The sequence below is a fragment of the Mesorhizobium sp. M1273 genome (genome assembly GCF_040318195.1).
GTDB lineage: Bacteria > Pseudomonadota > Alphaproteobacteria > Rhizobiales > Rhizobiaceae > Mesorhizobium.
Window position 1 is genome coordinate 1 of sequence record NZ_JAMYLV010000038.1, and the last position, 19,042, is coordinate 19,042.

General features: G+C 62.0%; 20 protein-coding genes and 1 pseudogene. 15 read left to right on the plus strand and 6 right to left on the minus strand.

The genetic code is table 11. The features are described 5' to 3' along the window. The coding region (locus NKH30_RS27760; RefSeq protein ID WP_352997564.1) for an acyl-CoA carboxylase subunit beta at nt 1-1,261 on the minus strand (1,261 nt) is incomplete at its 3' end. Nucleotides 1,262-1,648: 387 nt separating this feature from the next. Here NKH30_RS27760 and NKH30_RS27765 point away from each other — a divergent pair. Further along, nucleotides 1,649-3,067 carry a DEAD/DEAH box helicase gene (locus NKH30_RS27765; protein ID WP_352997565.1) on the plus strand — a complete coding sequence of 473 codons (1,419 nt, stop codon included), beginning with the start codon at nt 1,649-1,651 and terminating at the stop codon, nt 3,065-3,067. A 101-nt stretch (nt 3,068-3,168) separates the two neighbouring features. On the opposite strand, the pseudogene NKH30_RS27770 reads toward NKH30_RS27765, so the two are convergent. Further along, nucleotides 3,169-3,321, minus strand: a pseudogene (locus tag NKH30_RS27770) (alpha/beta hydrolase); the annotation flags it as partial. 28 nt (nt 3,322-3,349) lie between these two features. Then, nucleotides 3,350-4,171 carry an SDR family oxidoreductase gene (locus NKH30_RS27775; RefSeq protein ID WP_352502944.1) on the minus strand — a complete coding sequence of 274 codons (822 nt, stop codon included), beginning with the start codon at nt 4,169-4,171 and terminating at the stop codon, nt 3,350-3,352. 215 nt (nt 4,172-4,386) lie between these two features. On the opposite strand from NKH30_RS27775, the gene NKH30_RS27780 reads away from it, so the two are divergent. The 6 genes from NKH30_RS27780 (at nt 4,387) to NKH30_RS27805 (ending at nt 9,122) form a co-directional block, all read left to right on the plus strand. After that, a complete protein-coding gene (locus tag NKH30_RS27780; protein ID WP_352457507.1) occupies nt 4,387-5,421 on the plus strand; it encodes a cysteine synthase A in 1,035 nt (344 codons plus the stop codon). Beyond that, complete coding sequence (locus NKH30_RS27785) at nt 5,421-6,164, plus strand: alanyl-tRNA editing protein (protein WP_023675105.1); 744 nt, start codon at nt 5,421-5,423, stop codon at nt 6,162-6,164. The genes NKH30_RS27780 and NKH30_RS27785 overlap by 1 nt, the downstream gene beginning before the upstream one ends. A 35-nt stretch (nt 6,165-6,199) precedes the next feature. Continuing rightward, nucleotides 6,200-7,051 (plus strand): 3-mercaptopyruvate sulfurtransferase, encoded by an 852-nt coding sequence (sseA, locus tag NKH30_RS27790; protein WP_023675104.1) that lies wholly within the window; start codon nt 6,200-6,202, stop codon nt 7,049-7,051. 5 nt (nt 7,052-7,056) lie between these two features. Then, a complete protein-coding gene (locus NKH30_RS27795; RefSeq protein ID WP_352448953.1) occupies nt 7,057-7,620 on the plus strand; it encodes a GNAT family N-acetyltransferase in 564 nt (187 codons plus the stop codon). A 150-nt stretch (nt 7,621-7,770) separates the two neighbouring features. After that, entirely contained in the window at nt 7,771-8,577 is an 807-nt protein-coding gene (dapB, locus tag NKH30_RS27800) for a 4-hydroxy-tetrahydrodipicolinate reductase (RefSeq protein ID WP_352448952.1), read from the plus strand. A 77-nt stretch (nt 8,578-8,654) separates the two neighbouring features. Next, nucleotides 8,655-9,122 carry a DUF1203 domain-containing protein gene (locus NKH30_RS27805; RefSeq protein ID WP_352997566.1) on the plus strand — a complete coding sequence of 156 codons (468 nt, stop codon included), beginning with the start codon at nt 8,655-8,657 and terminating at the stop codon, nt 9,120-9,122. Between the two features lie 244 nt (nt 9,123-9,366). Here NKH30_RS27805 and ald read toward each other — a convergent pair whose 3' ends face one another. Continuing rightward, a complete protein-coding gene (gene ald / locus NKH30_RS27810) occupies nt 9,367-10,482 on the minus strand; it encodes an alanine dehydrogenase (RefSeq protein ID WP_352502940.1) in 1,116 nt (371 codons plus the stop codon). A gap of 157 nt (nt 10,483-10,639) precedes the next feature. On the opposite strand from ald, the gene NKH30_RS27815 reads away from it, so the two are divergent. Next, nucleotides 10,640-11,113 carry an Lrp/AsnC family transcriptional regulator gene (locus tag NKH30_RS27815; RefSeq protein ID WP_023675099.1) on the plus strand — a complete coding sequence of 158 codons (474 nt, stop codon included), beginning with the start codon at nt 10,640-10,642 and terminating at the stop codon, nt 11,111-11,113. A gap of 13 nt (nt 11,114-11,126) precedes the next feature. On the opposite strand, the gene NKH30_RS27820 is transcribed toward NKH30_RS27815, so the two are convergent. Next, nucleotides 11,127-11,783 carry a 5-formyltetrahydrofolate cyclo-ligase gene (locus tag NKH30_RS27820; RefSeq protein ID WP_352471829.1) on the minus strand — a complete coding sequence of 219 codons (657 nt, stop codon included), beginning with the start codon at nt 11,781-11,783 and terminating at the stop codon, nt 11,127-11,129. Nucleotides 11,784-11,963: 180 nt separating this feature from the next. On the opposite strand from NKH30_RS27820, the gene NKH30_RS27825 reads away from it, so the two are divergent. The 7 genes from NKH30_RS27825 (at nt 11,964) to NKH30_RS27855 (ending at nt 18,766) form a co-directional block, all read left to right on the plus strand. After that, nucleotides 11,964-13,229, plus strand: a complete 1,266-nt coding sequence (locus NKH30_RS27825) for an NAD(P)/FAD-dependent oxidoreductase (RefSeq protein WP_352613578.1) — start codon at nt 11,964-11,966, stop codon at nt 13,227-13,229. Between the two features lie 131 nt (nt 13,230-13,360). Continuing rightward, a complete protein-coding gene (locus NKH30_RS27830) occupies nt 13,361-15,340 on the plus strand; it encodes a bifunctional 2',3'-cyclic-nucleotide 2'-phosphodiesterase/3'-nucleotidase (protein WP_352471831.1) in 1,980 nt (659 codons plus the stop codon). A gap of 371 nt (nt 15,341-15,711) precedes the next feature. Further along, nucleotides 15,712-15,846, plus strand: a complete 135-nt coding sequence (locus NKH30_RS27835) for a hypothetical protein (protein WP_292655342.1) — start codon at nt 15,712-15,714, stop codon at nt 15,844-15,846. Between the two features lie 103 nt (nt 15,847-15,949). After that, nucleotides 15,950-16,237 (plus strand): Dabb family protein, encoded by a 288-nt coding sequence (locus tag NKH30_RS27840; RefSeq protein WP_254817185.1) that lies wholly within the window; start codon nt 15,950-15,952, stop codon nt 16,235-16,237. Nucleotides 16,238-16,543: 306 nt separating this feature from the next. Beyond that, complete coding sequence (locus tag NKH30_RS27845; RefSeq protein ID WP_352541999.1) at nt 16,544-17,431, plus strand: VOC family protein; 888 nt, start codon at nt 16,544-16,546, stop codon at nt 17,429-17,431. Next, a complete protein-coding gene (gene kdsA / locus NKH30_RS27850) occupies nt 17,428-18,279 on the plus strand; it encodes a 3-deoxy-8-phosphooctulonate synthase (protein ID WP_352997567.1) in 852 nt (283 codons plus the stop codon). Before NKH30_RS27845 ends, kdsA begins: the two co-directional genes overlap by 4 nt. 121 nt (nt 18,280-18,400) lie before the next feature. Next, entirely contained in the window at nt 18,401-18,766 is a 366-nt protein-coding gene (locus NKH30_RS27855) for a PRC-barrel domain-containing protein (RefSeq protein WP_352997568.1), read from the plus strand. Nucleotides 18,767-18,843: 77 nt separating this feature from the next. Here the strand turns inward: NKH30_RS27855 and NKH30_RS27860 are convergent, their stop codons facing one another. Further along, nucleotides 18,844-18,966, minus strand: a complete 123-nt coding sequence (locus NKH30_RS27860) for a hypothetical protein (RefSeq protein WP_084642452.1) — start codon at nt 18,964-18,966, stop codon at nt 18,844-18,846. Between the last annotated feature and the right edge of the window lie 76 nt (nt 18,967-19,042).

A 19,042-nucleotide genomic window follows, 5' to 3' on the forward strand; every position in this document is an offset into this window, starting at 1 on the left:
GGTTGGGGGGGGGGGGGGGGGGGTGGGCGGGGGGGGGGAGGGGGGGGGGGGGGGGGGGGGGGGGCGGGGGGGGGGGGTGGGGGCGCGGGCGGGGGGGGGGGGGGGGGGGGGGGCCCACACGGCCCCTGCGGCCGCCCCCTTCCCCTTTGCCGGGGGGGCGCCGCCCCCCCCCCCCCCCCACGTCGACGAAGGTGACGATCGGGATCGAGAAGCAGTCGCAGAATCGCACGAAACGAGCCGCCTTGCGGCTGGCATCCGAATCGAGCACGCCGGCCAGCACCATCGGCTGGTTGGCGACGAAGCCGACGCTGCGGCCCTCGATACGGCCGAAGCCGGTGACGATGTTTTTCGCAAAATTCTGCTGGATCTCGAAGAAGTCACCCTCGTCGGCAACTTTAAGGATCAACTCTTTGATGTCGTAGGGTTTGTTGGCGTTGTCGGGGATCAGCCGGTCGAGCGACAGATCGTGATCGGTGACCGATTGGTAACATTCGATCTCGGGAATTTCCGCCGTGTTGGATGCGGGCAGCAGATCGACCAGCCGGCGCATCTGCAGCAGCGCCTCGACGTCATTGTCGTAGGCTCCGTCGGCGATTGAGGACTTCGTTGTGTGGACGGAAGCGCCGCCGAGGCTTTCGGCGGTGACCGTCTCGTTGGTGACGGTCTTCACTACATCCGGCCCGGTGACGAACATGTAGGAGGTGTCGCGGACCATGAAGATGAAGTCGGTCATCGCCGGCGAATAGACGTCGCCGCCGGCGCAAGGGCCCATGATCAGTGAGATCTGCGGGATGACGCCGGAGGCCAGTACATTGCGCTGGAAGATCTCGGCATAGCCGCCGAGCGCCGCCACGCCTTCCTGGATGCGGGCGCCGCCGGCGTCGTAAAGGCCGATGATCGGCGCGCGGTTGCGCAGCGCCATCTCCTGGACCTTGACCACCTTTTCGGCATGGGCCTCGGACAGCGAGCCGCCGAACACGGTGAAATCCTTGGCGAAAAGATAGACCGGGCGACCGTTGACGGTGCCCCAGCCGGTAACGACGCCGTCGCCGGCGATCCTGGTTTTCTCCATGCCGAAATCGGTCGAGCGGTGCTCGACATACATGTCGAACTCCTCGAACGAGCCCTCGTCGAGAAAGACGTCTATGCGTTCGCGGGCGGTCAGCTTGCCCTTCTTGTGCTGGGCGTCGATGCGGGCCTGGCCGCCGCCCATGCGGGCGATCTCGCGGCGGCGCTCTAGTTCCTTCAGCACGTCCTTCATGACCGGTCCCCGAAACGGAAAGCTGCATTGTGGTAATCATGCCCGCGAGAGAGCGCAAGCGCCGCTTCCTCATGGCTTTTGCTGCGCTGCAACATCAGGCCCCTTGCATTTCGATGCGAACTGGGCCATATGCGGCGGCATAGGCGCTTGGGCCGGGACACTCCGGCCTTCTCGATGAATGAGACTGGTTGCGTCTGTTTTCCCTCTTCCCGACATATCGGCAAGGTGGCGAAAAAGCCCCGTGGCATGAAGCCTGCGGGCACGACAGCGCAGCCGTGCGGACGATGACGTCCGCCCGCCTTGTCGTTTCATGACAATTTTCGACGGCAGGTTGCGCCCTGCCGCCATCGATGTTTGCGGCCAGGAGCCGCATGAAAGAAGAATATTTTGACCAATGAAAACACTTTGACCGGTAAGGACACTGCGGAACTGAACGGTTTCGCCGCACTTGGAATCACCGGCGCACTGCTCAAGGCCACCAATGCCGCCGGCTTTACCGATCCGAAGCCGATCCAGGCCCAGGCGATCCCGCCGCAGCTCGAAGGCCGCGACATTTTCGGCATCGCCCAGACCGGCTCGGGCAAGACGGCGGCGTTCGCGCTGCCGATCCTGTCGAAGATCATCGCACTTGGTACCAAGCGCCGGCCGAAGACGGCCCGAGCGCTGATCCTGGCGCCGACACGTGAACTCGCGGTGCAGATCGAGGAGATGATCAAGCTGCTCGCCAAGGGCGCGCATGTCTCGACCGCGCTCGTGCTGGGCGGCGTCTCGCGCTTCAGCCAGGTGAAGAAGGTTGCGCCCGGCGTCGACATCCTGATCGCAACGCCCGGTCGGCTGACCGACCTTGTGCGTGAAGGCGACCTGATGCTTGCCGACACCAAATGGCTGGTGCTCGACGAAGGCGACCGCATGCTCGACATGGGCTTCATCAACGACGTGAAGCGCATCGCAAAGGCGACGGCGCCGGACCGTCAGACGGTGCTGTTCTCGGCGACCATGCCGGCCGAAATCGCCGAACTGGCGAAAGGCCTGCTGAAGAACCCGATTCGCGTCGAAGTCGCTCCTCACAGCACCGCGGCCGCCGAGATCGTGCAGGGCGTCGTCTTTGCCCGCACCAAGCAGAAGCGCCAGGTGCTGGCCAACATGCTTGCCGATGAGGCGATGAAGTCCGTCATCATCTTCTCGCGCACCAAGCATGGCGCCGACAGGGTGACCAAGGATCTCGAGCGCGACGGCTTCAAGGCCGCCGTCATCCACGGCAACAAGTCGCAGAATGCCCGTCAGAAGGCACTCAACGATTTCCGTGAGGGTTCGGTGCGCATTCTCGTGGCGACCGACATTGCGGCACGCGGCATCGACGTGCCCGGCATCAGCCATGTGGTGAATTTCGACCTGCCGGACGAGGCGGAGAGCTATGTCCACCGCATCGGCCGCACCGGCCGCAACGGCATGGACGGCATCGCCATCACACTCTGCGACCCGTCTGAAAACAGCAAGCTGCGTCAGGTCGAGCGCATCATCCGCACCAAGCTGCCGATCGTTGCCGACCATCTCGGCAGCCCCGATCCGCAGCGCAATCCCGCCGAGAAGCACGAGCGCAGCTTCGAACCGGCCAATGATCGCAACGACCACAATGGCCGTCGCGACGGCAGGCGGCCCGGCGGCGCAAACAACGGCTTCGGCAAGAAGCGGTTCGGCGACAAGCCGGCCTTTGCGGGCGAGCGCAAGCCGGAAGGCGCCAAGCCCTTCAAGGGCAATAACAAGCGCCGCTTCGGCGGTAAGCGGCCAGCAGCGCGGGCCGCATAATCTGACCGTGTTGCGGTCGGCCAAGCGTGGCTTGGTAGAATACGATTGAAGAGGGCGACCGGAGCGATGCTTCGGTCGCCCTCTTGCTTGGGGCCTTTGGTTCACTTTACCACCGCCTCGACCCACACGAGGATCCGCTGCGCGAGGAAAGCCGTGGTCGATGGCGACAGCGCGTCGCCGGCAATGACGTGGTTGTCCGGGTCGCCGGTATCGTCGACCGGCACCAATTCATGTCCAGCGCCCCAGCGACCCGCAAACACGATCGCTCGCCCATCACCGATCCTACTCGACTGGCGGCTTGCGGTCGAAATTCAGCGGCCGCGCATTCCAGCGGGTGACCGTGCTGATCACCCATCGGCAGAACGGCCTCGGCAGCATCCTGAGCAGCTTCAGCGTCCAACTCAGGCGGCGTGGGAAAGTGACTTCGAAGCCGCCGTATTCGATGCCTTGCGCGATGCGGCGCGAGGCCAGATTGACAGGCATCAAGCCCGGCATCGGCAGGAAGTTCTTTTCGGTCAGCCGCGTGTCGACAAAGCCCGGATTAATCACCTGGATGCGGACGTTCATCTTGTCAAAATCGTATTTCAGCGACTCGGCCAGGATATTGACGGCCGCCTTGGTGCCGCCATAGGCGGCGGTGGTGGGCCAGCCGAAATAGGCGGTGACCGAACCGATCAGCACGACGTGGCCGCGCGAGCGCACGCGCATGCGTTCGATGACCGGCAGCAGGCCGTTGATGATGCCGAAATAATTGACTTCGAAAGACCGACGAAAATTGCGCGCCACAAGATCCTCGCCCGGCGTTGCGATATAGCTTCCCGCGTTGAACACTGCCAACACGATCGGACCGAGATCTTTCTCGATCGCCGCAACCGTCTTTGCCATGCGTTTTTCGTCGGTCACGTCGCAGGGAAAGGCTGCGACACGGCCCGCCATCTGCGCCGTTTCGACGATGAGCGTATCGATCGGATGGTCATCTGGCGCAGTCACCGCGACGACATAGCCCCGAGCGGCAAGATCCTTGGCCAGCGAACGGCCGATACCGCTGCTGCCGCCCGTAATCCAGGCGACGCCATGCTTCGGATTGGCCCGATAGAGTGTCATGTTGCGCCCCGCCGGCTCTTCTTAGCCTGTGCTCTACCGGTGAAGAAATCGAATGAAAAGAGTGCTTTTCGGTACATGGTTGAAATGAATACCGATCGGGCGCTCCTGGCTGCAGCAATTGCAGTGTGCGAAATGCGACTGGACCAGGCAAATTCTTGCCTTGAAACCGAAGCTTCGGGTTTCTAGGGTTTCGCCGCACCCACAAAGGAATCTCCATGCCCCGTTCTGTGATCGACGTGATCGGCAACACGCCCCTGATCCGCCTCAACAAGGCCTCGGAAGCAACCGGCTGCGAGATCCTGGGCAAGGCCGAATTCATGAATCCCGGGCAGTCGGTAAAGGACCGCGCCGGCCTGTTTATCATCCGCGACGCGGAGCAGCGCAGGCTGCTGCGGCCCGGCGGAGTCATCGTCGAGGGGACGGCCGGAAATACCGGCATCGGATTGACACTGGTTGCCAAGGCGCTCGGCTACCGCACGGTGATCGTCATTCCCGACACCCAGAGCCAGGAGAAGAAGGATACCATCAAACTGCTCGGCGCCGAGTTGATCGAAGTGCCGGCCGTGCCTTACAAGAACCCGAACAACTACGTGAAGCTGTCGGGCCGGCTGGCCGAGCAGATGGCCAAGAGCGAGCCGAACGGCGCGATCTGGGCCAACCAGTTCGACAATGTCGCCAACCGTGACGGCCATATCCGCACCACGGCCGAAGAAATCTGGAACCAGACCGACGGCAAGGTGGATGGTTTCGTGTCGGCGGTCGGTTCCGGCGGCACTCTGGCAGGCGTCGGTTTCGGGCTGAAGGCCAAAAACAACCAGGTCAAGATCGCGCTGGCCGATCCGCTGGGGGCAGCGCTCTATTCCTTCTACACCAGCGGCGAGCTGAAATCCGAGGGCAGTTCGATCACCGAAGGCATCGGGCAGGGGCGGATCACCGCCAACCTCCAAGGCTTTACACCCGATTTTGCCTTCCAGATCCCCGACGAGGACGCGCTGCCGATCGTATTCGACCTGATCCAGGAGGAGGGGCTTTGCGTTGGCGGTTCGACGGGCATCAACATTGCCGGCGCCATTCGCCTGGCGCGCGAGCTAGGCCCCGGCCACACTATCGTGACCATGCTTTGCGACTACGGCACGCGCTACCAGTCGAAGCTGTTCAATCCTGAATTCCTGCGCGAAAAGAAGCTGCCGGTGCCGGGGTGGATGGAGCAACAGAGCACGATTTCAGTACCGTTCGAAAGGGTTGCGTGATGGCGCACAAGACCGAAGCGCTGTTTCGTGACGACGCCTATCTGGGGACGGCCGACGCCACCGTCGTCGCAGTCAATGATCGCGGCGGCATCATTCTGGACCGGACGGTGTTTTACGCCACATCGGGCGGGCAGCCGGGCGACACCGGCAGCCTCGAACGCGCCGACGGCACCGGCATAGCGATTGCCGCTACGATCACCGGCGAAACCAAGGACGAGATCATCCATGTGCCGGCGCCGGAGCAGGCAGTTCCAAAGGTGGGCGAGCGCATGAGGCTCGCCATCGACTGGCCGCGGCGGCAGTTGCTGATGCGCATGCATTCTGCCTGCCACCTGCTTACCGTCGTCTGTCCGTTCCCGATCACCGGCGCCGCGGTTTCCGAGGACGACAGCCGTATCGATTTCGACATCCCGGATGCCGGCTTTACCAAGGAAGACGTGACGGCCAGACTGATGGAACTGGTGCGAGCCGACCACCCGATCTTCACCCGGCTCATTTCCGACGAGGAACTGGCATCCAATCCGGGCTTGGTGAAATCCAAGAATGTGCGGCCCCCGGCCGGCACGGGAAGGATCCGATTGGTCTGCATCGGCGAGAACGCCTCGATCGACAGCCAGCCTTGCGGCGGCACCCATGTAAAGAGCACCAGCGAAATCGGCGAGATCCATATCGGCAAGATCGAGAAGAAGGGCCGCGAGAACCGGCGCTTCCGCATTCGCTTTGGTCCTATGCCGCCAGCCTGATATAGGACTGCAACGGGCGGGACAGGAGAGAAAAGATGGCCGACGACAGTCCTTTCACCATCGATGCCGATTGGTTACAGAAGCGGCTCGGCGAACCCGGCCTGACGATTGTCGACGCGTCCTGGTATCTGCCGGCGCAAAAGCGTGACGCGCGCGCCGAGTACGACGTAGCGCATATTCCAGGCGCCCGCTTCCTCGACCAGGATGCGGTTTCGGACCCCGACGCGGCTCTGCCGCACACGCTGCCGTCGCCGCAGCATTTCGCGCAATATGTCGGCGCGATGGGTATTTCGGCCGATGACACGATTGTTGTCTATGACGGGCCAGGGTTCTTTTCTGCACCGCGCGCCTGGTGGTTGTTTCGCGTCATGGGCGTGTTCCAGGTCTATATACTCGACGGCGGGTTCGATCGTTGGAAAGCCGCCGGACGGCCGGTGACGGCGGAGCCGACGAAGATCGCGCCTTGCGTGTTTTATGCCAACTTCGATGCCGCCCGCGTCGCCAGCCTTGCCGACATGCGCCGGATCGTCGAGACGGGGGAGAGCCAGATCGCCGACGCGCGCTCGCCTGGCCGTTTTGCCGGCACCGAGCCGGAGCCGCGCCCCGGCATCCGCTCCGGCCATATGCCGGGCGCGCACAACGTGCCATTTTCGGCGCTTTCGGAAAACGGCGAATTGTTGCCGAAGGACAGGCTGCGCAAAGTGATCGAAGGAGCCGGCATCGACCTGTCGAAGCCGGTCGTCACCTCCTGCGGGTCGGGCGTCACCGCGGCAGCTGTCACGCTGGCTTTGGAGACGCTTGGCCATGCCGACAACAGGCTTTATGACGGTTCATGGACCGAATGGGGCGGGCTTTCCGACACGCCCGTCGTGACGGGCAAGGACTGACGGGGATGGAAGACGGATCGCTGGAAGACATCGACGTCACCGTGACGTTTCTCGAAATGCATGTGCCGCCTGCGTATTCGCCGCCGCTGCCGTACAACCGCCAGATCGCGCTGCTCAAGACCAAAGACATTCCGCTGCATTTCTACCGCTATTTGATGGATCGGGTGGGCCGCAAATGGCACTGGGTCAATGTGCTGAGGCTGAGCGACGAGGAGCTTGCGGCGGGCATCCACCGCGAGGACCGCGACATCAGGGTGCTTTATCTGGATGGTGCGCCGGCCGGCTTCTTCGACCTCAAGCCGCATTTGCCGGAGGAAGTGGAACTCGCTTATTTCGGAATGATGGAGCACGCGACCGGGCAAGGCATCGGCCGCTGGTTCCTTGGTGCGGCAATCGCCGCGGCATGGTCGCACGGGCCAAAGCGGGTGACGGTGCAGACCTGCACCCTCGATCACCCAGCAGCACTGCCGCTCTATCAAAAACTCGGCTTTACGCCAGTGGCGCAAAAAAAGGAGGTCGTACATCCGATGTCTTTTGCCGAGCGCGCGGCCAGCGTCATGCGGCCCTGATTTTCAGGCCCGTTCATCCGAGCTTCAGCTTGTCTTGCAATGTCCCAGAGTCTCTGGATCAACACTCAAAGGCGAGCCCGACTTGAATGAGCTTGGCTCTTTCCATATCGCTATCGTCTAAAAACCCGATGGGTGATGGAGGATCGCACGATGGCAATACGCGTGGTAATGGCCGGCGCGACCGGCTGGGTCGGCAAAGCGCTGGTTCCGGCGATCGGGGCGCAAGGCGACATGGCGCTGGCCGGGGCTGTATCACGCAGCGGCGCGGGGCAGGATTCCGGTCTGCTGGTTGGTATGCCGGCTAATGGTATTGCCGTTTCGGCCTCGCTGGCCGAGGCGCTGGAGGCGCCGTCGGACGTGCTGGTCGACTTCACCAAGCCGCATGTCGTGAAAGACCATGTGCTGCTCGCCATCGACAACGGACGGCATACGGTGATCGGCACGTCGGGACTGGGAGCTGCCGATTATGCCGAGATCGACGCCGCGGCGCGCGCTAATGGCGTCGGCGTCGTTGCCGCCGGCAACTTTTCCATCACCGCCACGCTGATGAAGCGGTTTGCACTTATGGCGGCAAAATACGTGCCGGATGTCGAGGTCATCGATTATGCTAGTGCAAAGAAGCCCGACGCGCCCTCCGGAACCGCACGAGAGCTTGCTGAAGCGCTGGCCGACATCCGCAAGGCCTCAACGGCAAAGCCGGTCTCCGAGGTCTCCGGCGTGCCGGCCACACGCGGTGGTGCGGTCGGCGCAGGCGAGGGGGTGCAAGTGCACGCGCTTCGCCTGCCGTCCTACATCCTGTCCTGCGAGGCGCTGTTCGGTCTGCCAGACGAGCGGCTGACCATACGCCACGACGCCGGCTCGTCCGCGGCGCCTTACGTGGCGGGCACGCTGCTCGCCATCAGACGGGTACAGCAGATCAAAGGTCTGGTTCGTGGTCTCGACGCGCTGATGGATTGATCCATTTCGGCAGGAATCGGGTGGGAAACGCTGTCTTGCGAGCATAATTTCCGGTCGACGACACCGGAGATTTTGCCATGACGCTAAAATTCAAAGCCTTGCCAACCAATGCTGTCCGGGCACTTCAGCGCGGCGGGCCGGATGCTTATGGCTTGAAGCCAGAGCGGCAAATTTCGGATGGCGACGGCGTGCCTTGCCGTCATTGCTTGAAAAATATTGCTTTGGGAGAAGCCTATCTTGTTTTGGCCTATCGACCTTTTCCGGAGCTGCAGCCTTATGCCGAAACGGGGCCGATCTTTCTGCATGCGAAAGAATGCGAATGCGCCGCCGAGGGGAAAATGCTTCCCGAAATGCTCGAAAGCAGCGATTACATTGTGCGCGGTTATGGCAAGGACGACCGCATCGTTTACGGCAGCGGCGGCGTCATTCCGACCGACGCCATTGCCGCACGGGCAGAGACGTTGTTCGAACGCGACGACATCGCTTACGTCCACATCCGCTCGGCGCGCAACAATTGCTATCAGTGCCGGATCGACCGCGCGTAACCGGACAGGCTGCACCGGCTTGGCTGTCGTACTCCCGTCGCATACCAGCGGTAGAAAGAGACTGTCGATCGATTTGCCGACCGCGGATGAACCGGCGGGAATTTTCGACAACCGAGGAAGCGGGGCTTTGGCTCCACTTTTTTGTTGTCCGGTTATTCTGCGCGCCCGACACTTTTCAGTTTTTCGACATAAGAAAAACCCGTCGGACGAATCCGACGGGCACTGGAGAGGCAGATTCGGAAGCTCAGGCGGCGAGAACGGCCTTCGGCTCGACCAGCTCGTAACCGAGCGCTTCGGCCACCGCGCGATTCGTGATCTTGCCCTTGTGGACGTTCAGCCCGTTGCGCAGATGGTGGTCGTCTACCAGCGCCTTGAGGCCCTTGTCGGCGAGCTGCAGGCCATAATGCAGCGTCGCATTATTGAGCGCGTGGGCCGAGGTGACCGGCACCGCACCCGGCATGTTGGCGACGCAATAGTGGATGACGCCGTCGACCTCATAGGTCGGCTCGGCATGGGTGGTGGCGTGCGAGGTCTCGAAGCAGCCGCCCTGGTCGATGGCGACGTCGACCAGCACGGCGCCTTTCTTCATGCCCGACAGCATCTCGCGCGTCACCAGCTTGGGCGCTGCTGCCCCCGGGATCAGCACGGCGCCGACGACGATGTCAGCCGAAAAACATTCTTCTTCCAGCGCCTCGACGGTCGAGTAGCGGGTGTGGACGCGGCCGCCAAAGATGTCGTCGAGCTGACGCAGGCGCGGGATCGAGCGGTCAATGATGGTGACGTCGGCGCCAAGGCCGGCGGCCATCCGTGCAGCATGCAGGCCGACGACGCCGCCGCCGAGCACGGTTACCTTGCCGGGGAGCACGCCGGGCACGCCGCCAAGCAGCACCCCGCGGCCGCCATTGGCCTTTTGCAGCGCCGTTGCACCCGCCTGGATCGACAGGCGGCCGGCAACTTCCGACATCGGCGCCAAGAGCGGCAGACCGCCGCGCTCGTCGGTGACGGTCTCGTAGGCTATCGCGGTCACGCCGGAGGCCAGCAGGCCCTTGGTCTGCTCCGGATCCGGGGCAAGATGCAGATAGGTATAGAGGATCTGGCCGTCGCGGAGCTGAACCCATTCGTTGGGCTGCGGCTCCTTGACCTTCACGATCATGTCGGACTTGGCAAAAACGTCGGCTGCCGTCTTGGCGATCGTGGCGCCGGCGGCACGATACGCGTTGTCGTCGGCGCCGATGCCGGCGCCGGCGCCGGTCTCGATCAGCACTTCATGGCCATGCGCGACATATTCGCGGACCGAACCCGGCGTCAGGCCGACGCGATATTCGTGATTCTTGATTTCCCGGGGGCAGCCGATGCGCATCGTTCTTCTCCTGATCCGGCCCTTTGGGGCTCGTTCCCTGTCTAGAGATAGTGAACCACGAATCGTTCGGTAAGTGTTTGCGAATGCGCTTGCCTGAGAAGCCACTGTTCGATAATCGTTGCGCGAAACATTAGAATTGTCGCAGGAACCCGCAAAAATGCCGCTCGACAGGATTGATATCGCCATTCTCGAGACGTTGCAGAAGGATGGGCGGATACCCAACGCAGCGCTCGCCGAGAAGGTCGGCCTGTCCCAGTCGGCCTGCTCGCGGCGGCTGGACAATCTGGAGAAATCCGGAACCATCCGCGGCTATCACGCCCGGCTGTCCAACGCTGCACTTGGGCACCAGATGACGGCGATCGTGCATATATCGCTGTCCGGGCAATTCGAGAAGACGTTGTCGGATTTCGAGGCAGCGATAAAGCGCTGCCCGAACGTCTTGTCCTGCCATTTGATGTCGGGCGAATATGACTACATCCTGCGCATAGCGGCAAAGGATCTCGTCGACTACGAACGTATCCACAAGGAGTGGCTGTCGGCAATGCCGCATGTGACGAAGATCAATTCGTCCTTTGCCTTGCGCGAAATCGTCGATCGCACAGCCGTGGGAATGAAGCCTGAACTCGCCTAGGCCCCGAACTCGCCTAGGCCTTGGATGCCTCAGTCACCACACGGTCCATCGGAATATCGTGCGGCTGCGGGTAGATGGTGGTGATGCGCTGCAACTCGTAGCCGACGCCGATGACCAGCGGCTTGAACGGCATCGCGGCAAGCGTGCGATCGAAGAAGCCGCCGCCATAACCCAAGCGGAACTGCCCGGGATCGATGCCGACGATCGGCGAAATGACGACGTCGGGCAACACCGGATCACCGTCAGCCGGTATCGGGATATTCCAGACGCCCTTCTCCAGCCGGTCTCCGTGGGCATAGGCGCGAAAGACAAGCGGCCGGTCTTTCTCGACGACGACGGGCAACGCCGTGCGCCCGCCTCGCGCGTTAACGGTTTCCATCCAAGGGCGCAGGTCCGGCTCGCCGCGAAACGGCCAGTAGAGGCTGACCAAACGGCCGGCGATGTCGCCGATCACCGCGTCGAGCCCTTCGGCAATACGCTGCGACATAGCTGCGCGCGTGTCGGCTGAAACGGCAAGGCGGGATGCGATCAACCGCTCGCGCTCGGCCTTGCGCCAGCGCCTTACGTCGGTCCAGTCGGATAGCGGCGCTTGGAACTCCGGATCGAGCTCGTGCATAAAACAAGGCGGCGAGGCGTACTGCGCTGAGCCTTCGTCTTCATCGCTAGCCATGCTTCACCTGCAATATACAGTTCCAACCAAGTAGTATCCTGGACGCAGGCTATATCCGGGAACGAGTCCGCAGCATGCGTATTCACGACATCAAGCGACGACTCCCAGGTAGTTGCAGCGCAGGCATTGCTGCACTGCACAACGATACTTACATCAGCCTTGGCGAGAGGGATGAGCGAGATGAACACAGCCAACCATCACGTCGTCGTCGTAGGTGCCGGTTTCGGCGGCCTCGAGTTCACCCGCGCACTAGCCGGCTCGCCGGTGCGCATCACGATGATCGACAGGCGCAATCATCACCTTTTTCAGCCGCTGCTCTACCAGGTGGCGACGACGGCGCTGGCCACCTCCGAAGTCGCCTGGCCGATCCGCCATCTTCTGCGCAGGCGCAAGGACGTGACGACGCTGCTCGCCACCGTTACCGGCATCGACCGCACCGGCAAGCGCGTGCTGCTGCAGGACGGCGGCACGGTCGCTTACGACACGCTGGTGCTGGCCACCGGCGCGCGGCACGCCTATTTCGGCCATGACGAATGGGAACCGTTCGCCCCTGGCCTGAAGACGCTGGAGGACGCCACCACCATTCGACGGCGTATTCTTTTGGCTTTCGAGCAGGCCGAGCGGGAAACCGATCCCGCCCAGCGCCAGGCATTGCTGACCCTGGCGATCGTCGGCGGCGGGCCGACCGGCGTGGAACTGGCCGGCACCATTGCCGAGCTGGCGCACGACACGCTGCGCGGCGAGTTCCGCAACATCGACACGCGGCAGACGCGTGTGGTGCTGATTGAGGCCGGTGACCGCATCCTCACCAATTTCGCTCCCGAACTCTCCGATTATGCAACGAAGGCGCTCGAACGGCTCGGCGTGACCGTCGAACTCGGCCGGGCGGTTACGCGCTGCGATGCCGAGGGTGTCGTCTTCGGCGACACACATTTGCCGGCCAGGACAATCCTGTGGGCGGCGGGCGTCGCCGCTTCGCCGGCCGCCGAATGGCTCGGCGCGGCAGCGGACCGCGCGGGCAGGGTGCTTGTCGAGCCCGACTTGAGTGTGCCGGGAAACCCGGAGATTTTCGTCATCGGTGACGCAGCGCACGTCCTGCGGCCGGATGGCCGGCTGGTGCCGGGCGTCGCGCCCGCCGCCAAGCAGCAGGGACGGCATGTCGCCGCGACGATCAAGGCAAGGCTTACCGGTGACACGACACCGCGTCCTTTCAGCTACAGGCATGACGGCGACCTGGCGACGATCGGCAAGCGCGCCGCGGCCATCGATTTCGGCTGGATCAAGCTTACCGGCCGGCTTGCCTGGTGGCTATGGGGCTTGGCGCATATCTACTTCCTGATCGGCTTTCGTAACCGGCTTGCGGTTTCCCTGAGTTGGCTATGGATCTACTTCACCGGTCAGCGCAGCGCGCGGCTGATCACGCAGGGCGACGACGACAAGGGCTGATTGTTCGCTGCCGGACATTTATCGGCGCGTCACCTCCTCTTGATGGAATCGGCTTCTGGACTCGACTGGATTTCGGCGCGAAGCTTTGCTTCGGGCAGGACTTGTCACGTCGTGGAAGAAAGAGAAAACGAATGTCCCAATTGCGCCACCTCGTCTCACGCCGCGATTTCCTCGCCGGCGTCGCCGCCAGCGGAGCGCTGATCATGCTGCACCCGTTCTCCGCCCGGGCTCAAGCCAATCAGGCGCATCTGAGGATTATGGAGACGACCGACATCCACGTGAATGTGCTGCCTTACGACTACTACGCCGACAAAGCTAACGACACGATGGGGCTGTCGCGAACGGCATCGTTGATTGAAGCCGTGCGCAAGGAAGCAACCAACGCGATGCTGATCGATAATGGCGACCTTCTGCAAGGCAACCCGATGGGCGACTACATCGCCTACGAGAGGGGGATGAAGGATGGCGATCTGCATCCGGTCATGAAGGGCATGAACCTGCTCGGCTACGAATGCTCGACCCTCGGCAACCACGAGTTCAACTACGGCCTGTCGTTCATGGACAAGGTGCTGGCCGGTGCCAACTTCCCGTTTGTCTGCGCGAATTTGATCCGCGGCACGGAGCTCGCCGCGAACCCGCGCGACGACAGGCTTTATCTCAAGCCTTACGTCATCCTCGACAGGAAGATCAAAGACGGGTCGGGCGCCGAGCAACCGATCAGGATCGGCATCATCGGCTTCGTGCCGCCGCAGATCATGGTCTGGGACCTGAAAAATCTCGAGGGCAGCGTCAAAACACGCGACATCGTCGAGGCGGCCAAGGCGTGGGTGCCGCAAATGAAGGAAGAAGGCGCCGACATCGTCATTGCGCTCTCCCATTCCGGCATCGACGTGAAGCAAAGTGACATGATGGAGAACGCCTCCTTCTTCGTTGCCGGTGTCGAAGGTATCGATGCGGTGTTCACCGGTCACCAGCATCTGGTCTTCCCCGGCAAGAAGGACTTTCAGTCGCTGGAAGCCGTCGATACGGCGAAAGGCACGTTGCAAGGCAAGCCCGCCGTCATGGCCGGCTTCTGGGGCTCGCACATGGGGCTGATCGATCTGTTGCTGGAGCGCGACGGATCGACGTGGAAAATCGTCTCGGCGACCTCTGAGGCCAGGCCGATCTTTGAGCGGGTCGACAAAACGAACAAGCCGACCGTCGCGGACGACCAGCGCATCATCGACGCGCTCAAACAGGACCACGAGGCGACGCTTGCCTATGTGCGCCGGCCGGTCGGCAAAACCTCGGCGCCGCTCTATTCCTATTTTGCGCTGGTCGCCGATGATCCATCGGTGCAGATCGTCAGCCAGGCGCAGACCTGGTATTTGAAGGACATCCTGAAGAACACAGAGTGGAAGGATATGCCGCTGTTGTCGGCGGCGGCACCGTTCAAGGCCGGCGGGCGCAACGGCGCCGACTATTACACCGACGTGGCGGTGGGCGATATCGCCATCAAGAACGTCGCCGATCTCTACCTCTATCCAAACACGGTGCGCGCCGTTGAAATCACCGGGGCAGAGGTGAAGGAATGGCTGGAAATGTCGGCCGGCATCTTCAACCGGATCGAACCGGGCAAAGCCGACCAGGCGCTCATCAACACTGACTTCCCATCCTATAATTTCGACGTGATCGACGGCGTCACATACAAGATCGATCTGTCGCAGCCACCGAAATATGATTCGAAGGGCGGGCTGGTGAATGCTGGCTCGACCCGCATCATTGACTTGATGTTCGACGGCAAACCGATTGACCCCAAGCGGAAATTCGTCGTCGCCACCAACAACTACCGAGCCGGCGGCGGGGGCAATTTCCCGGAGATCAATGCCTCGAAGATCATCTACGAAGCGCCCGACACCAACCGCGATGTGATCGTGCGCTATATCGTCAGCAAAGGCACCATCAACCCGTCGGCGGACGCCAACTGGTCGTTTGCGCCACTGCCGGGAACCCGCGTCGTATTCGAGACCGGCGCCAAGGCGAAGGAGTTTATTGCGCAAGTGAAGTCGCTGAAGATCGAGCCGGCGGGCGAGGGCGAAGCGGGCTTTGCAAAATACCGCATCACTCTTTGAGGCGAGGATTTGAACGTCGGCTCGAAACTGTCTCAGCGTTAAGATACTGCCCCGATACGGCCAATCCGTTTGAGACAGGGGGCCTCTTCAAGCAGGTGGTGCGAAACGCCGCTTGACGGCGGCATGACCGGGTCCAGCGCGTCCGTCGAAATCCCGCCGGAATAATGGTGTGGCAGTCGGTCGATCGAGGCGAGAAGCGGTCGTCGAAGCCGAGCGGGGTTATCTTTCCAAGGCGCCCTGTGGCGGTAGCGCCATTCTGGCCAGCAAGCATCGCAGCAGACAGACCACAAAGGCCATTAAATTCGGGGAAGGGTCCCCAGCAGCGTTGGAATCGCTATGGTTGCAACCGTCCATATGCGCTAGTTTTAGTCATGCGTTATGTCATCGTCATCACGACTGTCACCTTTTTCCTGATCTGGGACGGCATTTACAACCAAGGCCGCTACCTCGACAGGACGGTCAGGGAGGTGACCCGCATCGTGCACTATGTAACGAGCATGGTGTAGTTTCTCTTCGCACCTACGGTTCGCAGACGCGACAAACCTGCCGATTGACGGCACGCTGCCGCTGACACAAAAGAACGCCGGTCCAACGGTCGAGGAGGCTGGGTTGATCCGGCATATCGTTTTCTTCAGCGCACGGCATAAAGCGGATGTCGAGGCAGTGCGCACGGGCCTCCTGGCGCTTGGCAAGATACCTCATTCGCGTCATTTCGAGGTAACGCTCAACACCAAGGTCGACCCGCTCTCGGATGAGATCGATGTGGTCGTCTACGCCGAGTTCGAGGACGAAGCGGCGCTCGCCGCCTACAAGGCGCATCCGCTCTATGCAGAGACGACCAGCCGGGTCAAACCTCTGCGCGAATTACGCTATTCGGCCGACATCGTTGCAAGTTGACCGCCTCCCAAGGCAGATTTGACGTCGCGGAGGGGCTCCGCGCCGTAGCCCGCTTCACTCCGTCTGAGCCGCGGAGGTTTCGGTCGGATCGACGCCCGGCCGCTTTGGCGCGTTCCAGATCAGCACGGCGATAACTGCTATCGCAATAACGGCTAGGGCGATGAAAAGGTCTCTTCCCATAGCAATGAGCTAGGATGATTTTTGCGGGCGGCAAGTCGGCTCCTCGCGGCCGAGGCCTGCGATCGCCGCTGAGGCACCGGCTAAGCCCTTGAACCATTTTCAGGAATGAGGCACATCGCGCGGGACATGACCGAAAACACCCCCGCAAGGCCTCATCCGCTCGATCACCTGGTGCTGCCGACAGCAAGCCTCGATGTTGCGCGGGCGCGCTTGGCCCTGCTCGGCTTTACCGTTGCGCCGACAGGTATCCACCCTTTCGGAACGCAAAACTGCTGTGTCTTTCTCACCGACGGCACCTATCTCGAGCCGCTCGCGGTCGCTGACCGGCAGGCCGTGGCAACGGCGATCGCGAACCGCAATGTCTTTGTCGTGCGTGATCGCACGTATCGCGAAGAAAACGGCGATGAAGGATTTTCTGCCGTGGCGCTGGGCACCGAAAGCGCCGCCGCGGACCACGCGCGCTACATGGAAGCCGGTCTGTCGGCGGGAGACGCGCTAAGCTTTTCGCGCGCCTTCACCGATGCGGCGGGAAAGAGCGATACCGCATCGTTCAAACTGGCCTTCGCGGCTACAGGCAAGACAGCGGACGCTTTTCTCTTCGCCTGCGAGCGGATCAATGCGCCGAACGTCGACCGCACTGCGTTGCAGGCCCACGCTAATGGCGCAACCGGCATTGTCGAAGTCGTGGCAGTCACTGGCGAACCTTTCGAACAAGGCCGTTTGATTTCGATCGCAGCCGGAATCGAGGCGCAGGGCGGCGGCACTGTCTATGAGCTGCCGAATGCCGTCGTGACCGTTCTGGATCCTGCAGCCTATTCGGCACGCTTCGGCATTCCTGCCGGCGCACCATCTGAACTCCGCTTTGCTGGGATCGTCTTTTCGATTAGGCACGGCGATGCCGTCGCCAAGCTGCTTGCAGCCAATTCTGTGGAACACCACATGCGCGGCGGTGATACCATCGTGCCGCCGGCGCCAGGGCAGGGCGCAGCCTTCATTTTCCGGGAGATCGCATGAACAAGCTCAATCCACTGATGCCGAACTCTTCCGTTGCGGTCGGCAAAGTCATTTTCGGCAACAGCGCGCCCCTATCGCTGATCGCTGGTCCATGCCAGCTGGAATCGCGGCAGCACGCTTTCGACATGGCCGGTGCGCTAAAGGAATTGACCGACAGGCTCGGCATTGGGCTCGTCTACAAGACCAGCTACGACAAGGCCAATCGCACCTCGCTTGGCGGCACGCGCGGCGCGGGACTTGAAGCGGCAATGCCGATCTTCGACGACTTGCGCAAGAATTTTGCCTTGCCGATCCTGACCGACGTCCACACTGAGGAACAATGCGCGATCGTCGCGCCTCATGCCGATATCCTGCAGATTCCTGCCTTCCTCAGCCGCCAGACCGATTTGCTGATTGCTGCGGCAAAAACCGGCAAGGTGGTCAATGTGAAGAAGGGGCAATTCCTCGCGCCGTGGGACATGAAGAACGTCGTCGCCAAAATCATCGGCTCCGGCAACGCCAATGTCTTGGTCACCGAGCGCGGCGCATCCTTTGGTTACAACACCCTGGTGTCCGACATGCGGGCGCTGCCGATCATGGCCGAGATCGGCGCGCCGGTGATTTTCGATGCCACCCATTCCGTGCAGCAGCCGGGTGGGCAGGGCGGTTCGTCTGGAGGCGACCGGCGCTTTGTCGAGACGCTGGCGCGCGCGGCCGTCGCGGTTGGCGTCGCCGGCGTCTTCATCGAGACGCACCAGGACCCCGACAACGCGCCTTCCGACGGTCCCAACATGGTGCCGCTAAAGGATCTTCCCGCATTGCTTGAACGGCTGATGGCGTTCGATCGCGTTGCCAAAAGCGTGGGTTGAACCAGCAGTTGCGCCACAGCAGCGCCGCCAGGAAACTTTGAAGAATTTCGAACCCGCCTGGAACCTTAGCCCGCGGCCCTCATTGTCAAAATCTAATGTCAACGACGACGAGGAGCACACCATGACGACCCAGACGGGACACACCGAAGCCATCGCCGCTTCGCGGGTTATCGGCACATCGGTCTACAATACGGAAGGCACTCATATCGGCGACATCGAGGACGTCATGCTCGACAAACTGTCGAACGGAATCATGTTTGCCGTGATCGGTTTTGGTGGATTTCTCGGCATCGGCGAGAAATACCACGCCATTCCGTGGGCGAGCCTTGACTATGACGAGAACAAGGGCGGCTATGTCGTGCCGTTCACCAAAGACCAGCTGATGACCGCTCCTTCCTATTCGATCAACGAGTTGACCGGCGCCGACGGCGAGGCCGCGCGTGATGCCTCATACAACTACTACAAGGTCGAGCCTTACTGGCACTGACCTTACTGGCACTGACTAAGTCTCCTGGAATCAAAAAGGCCCCCGGGAAATCGGGGGCCTTTCGATGTGGCGGGATGCTACTGCGCAATCTGCAGGGCCGGCAAAGGCGACGATCCCTGCGGGGGTTGCTGATTGTCGCACGACGTCAGGAACGCAGCCGCGATCAGGAACAAACTCACAATACCGCTCAACTGGGACATGGCGAAACTCCTCCTGTTTCGCCCCGCGCGACAACAGCCATAAACCAGAAACCGGCATGCCGCGTATGACAAATGA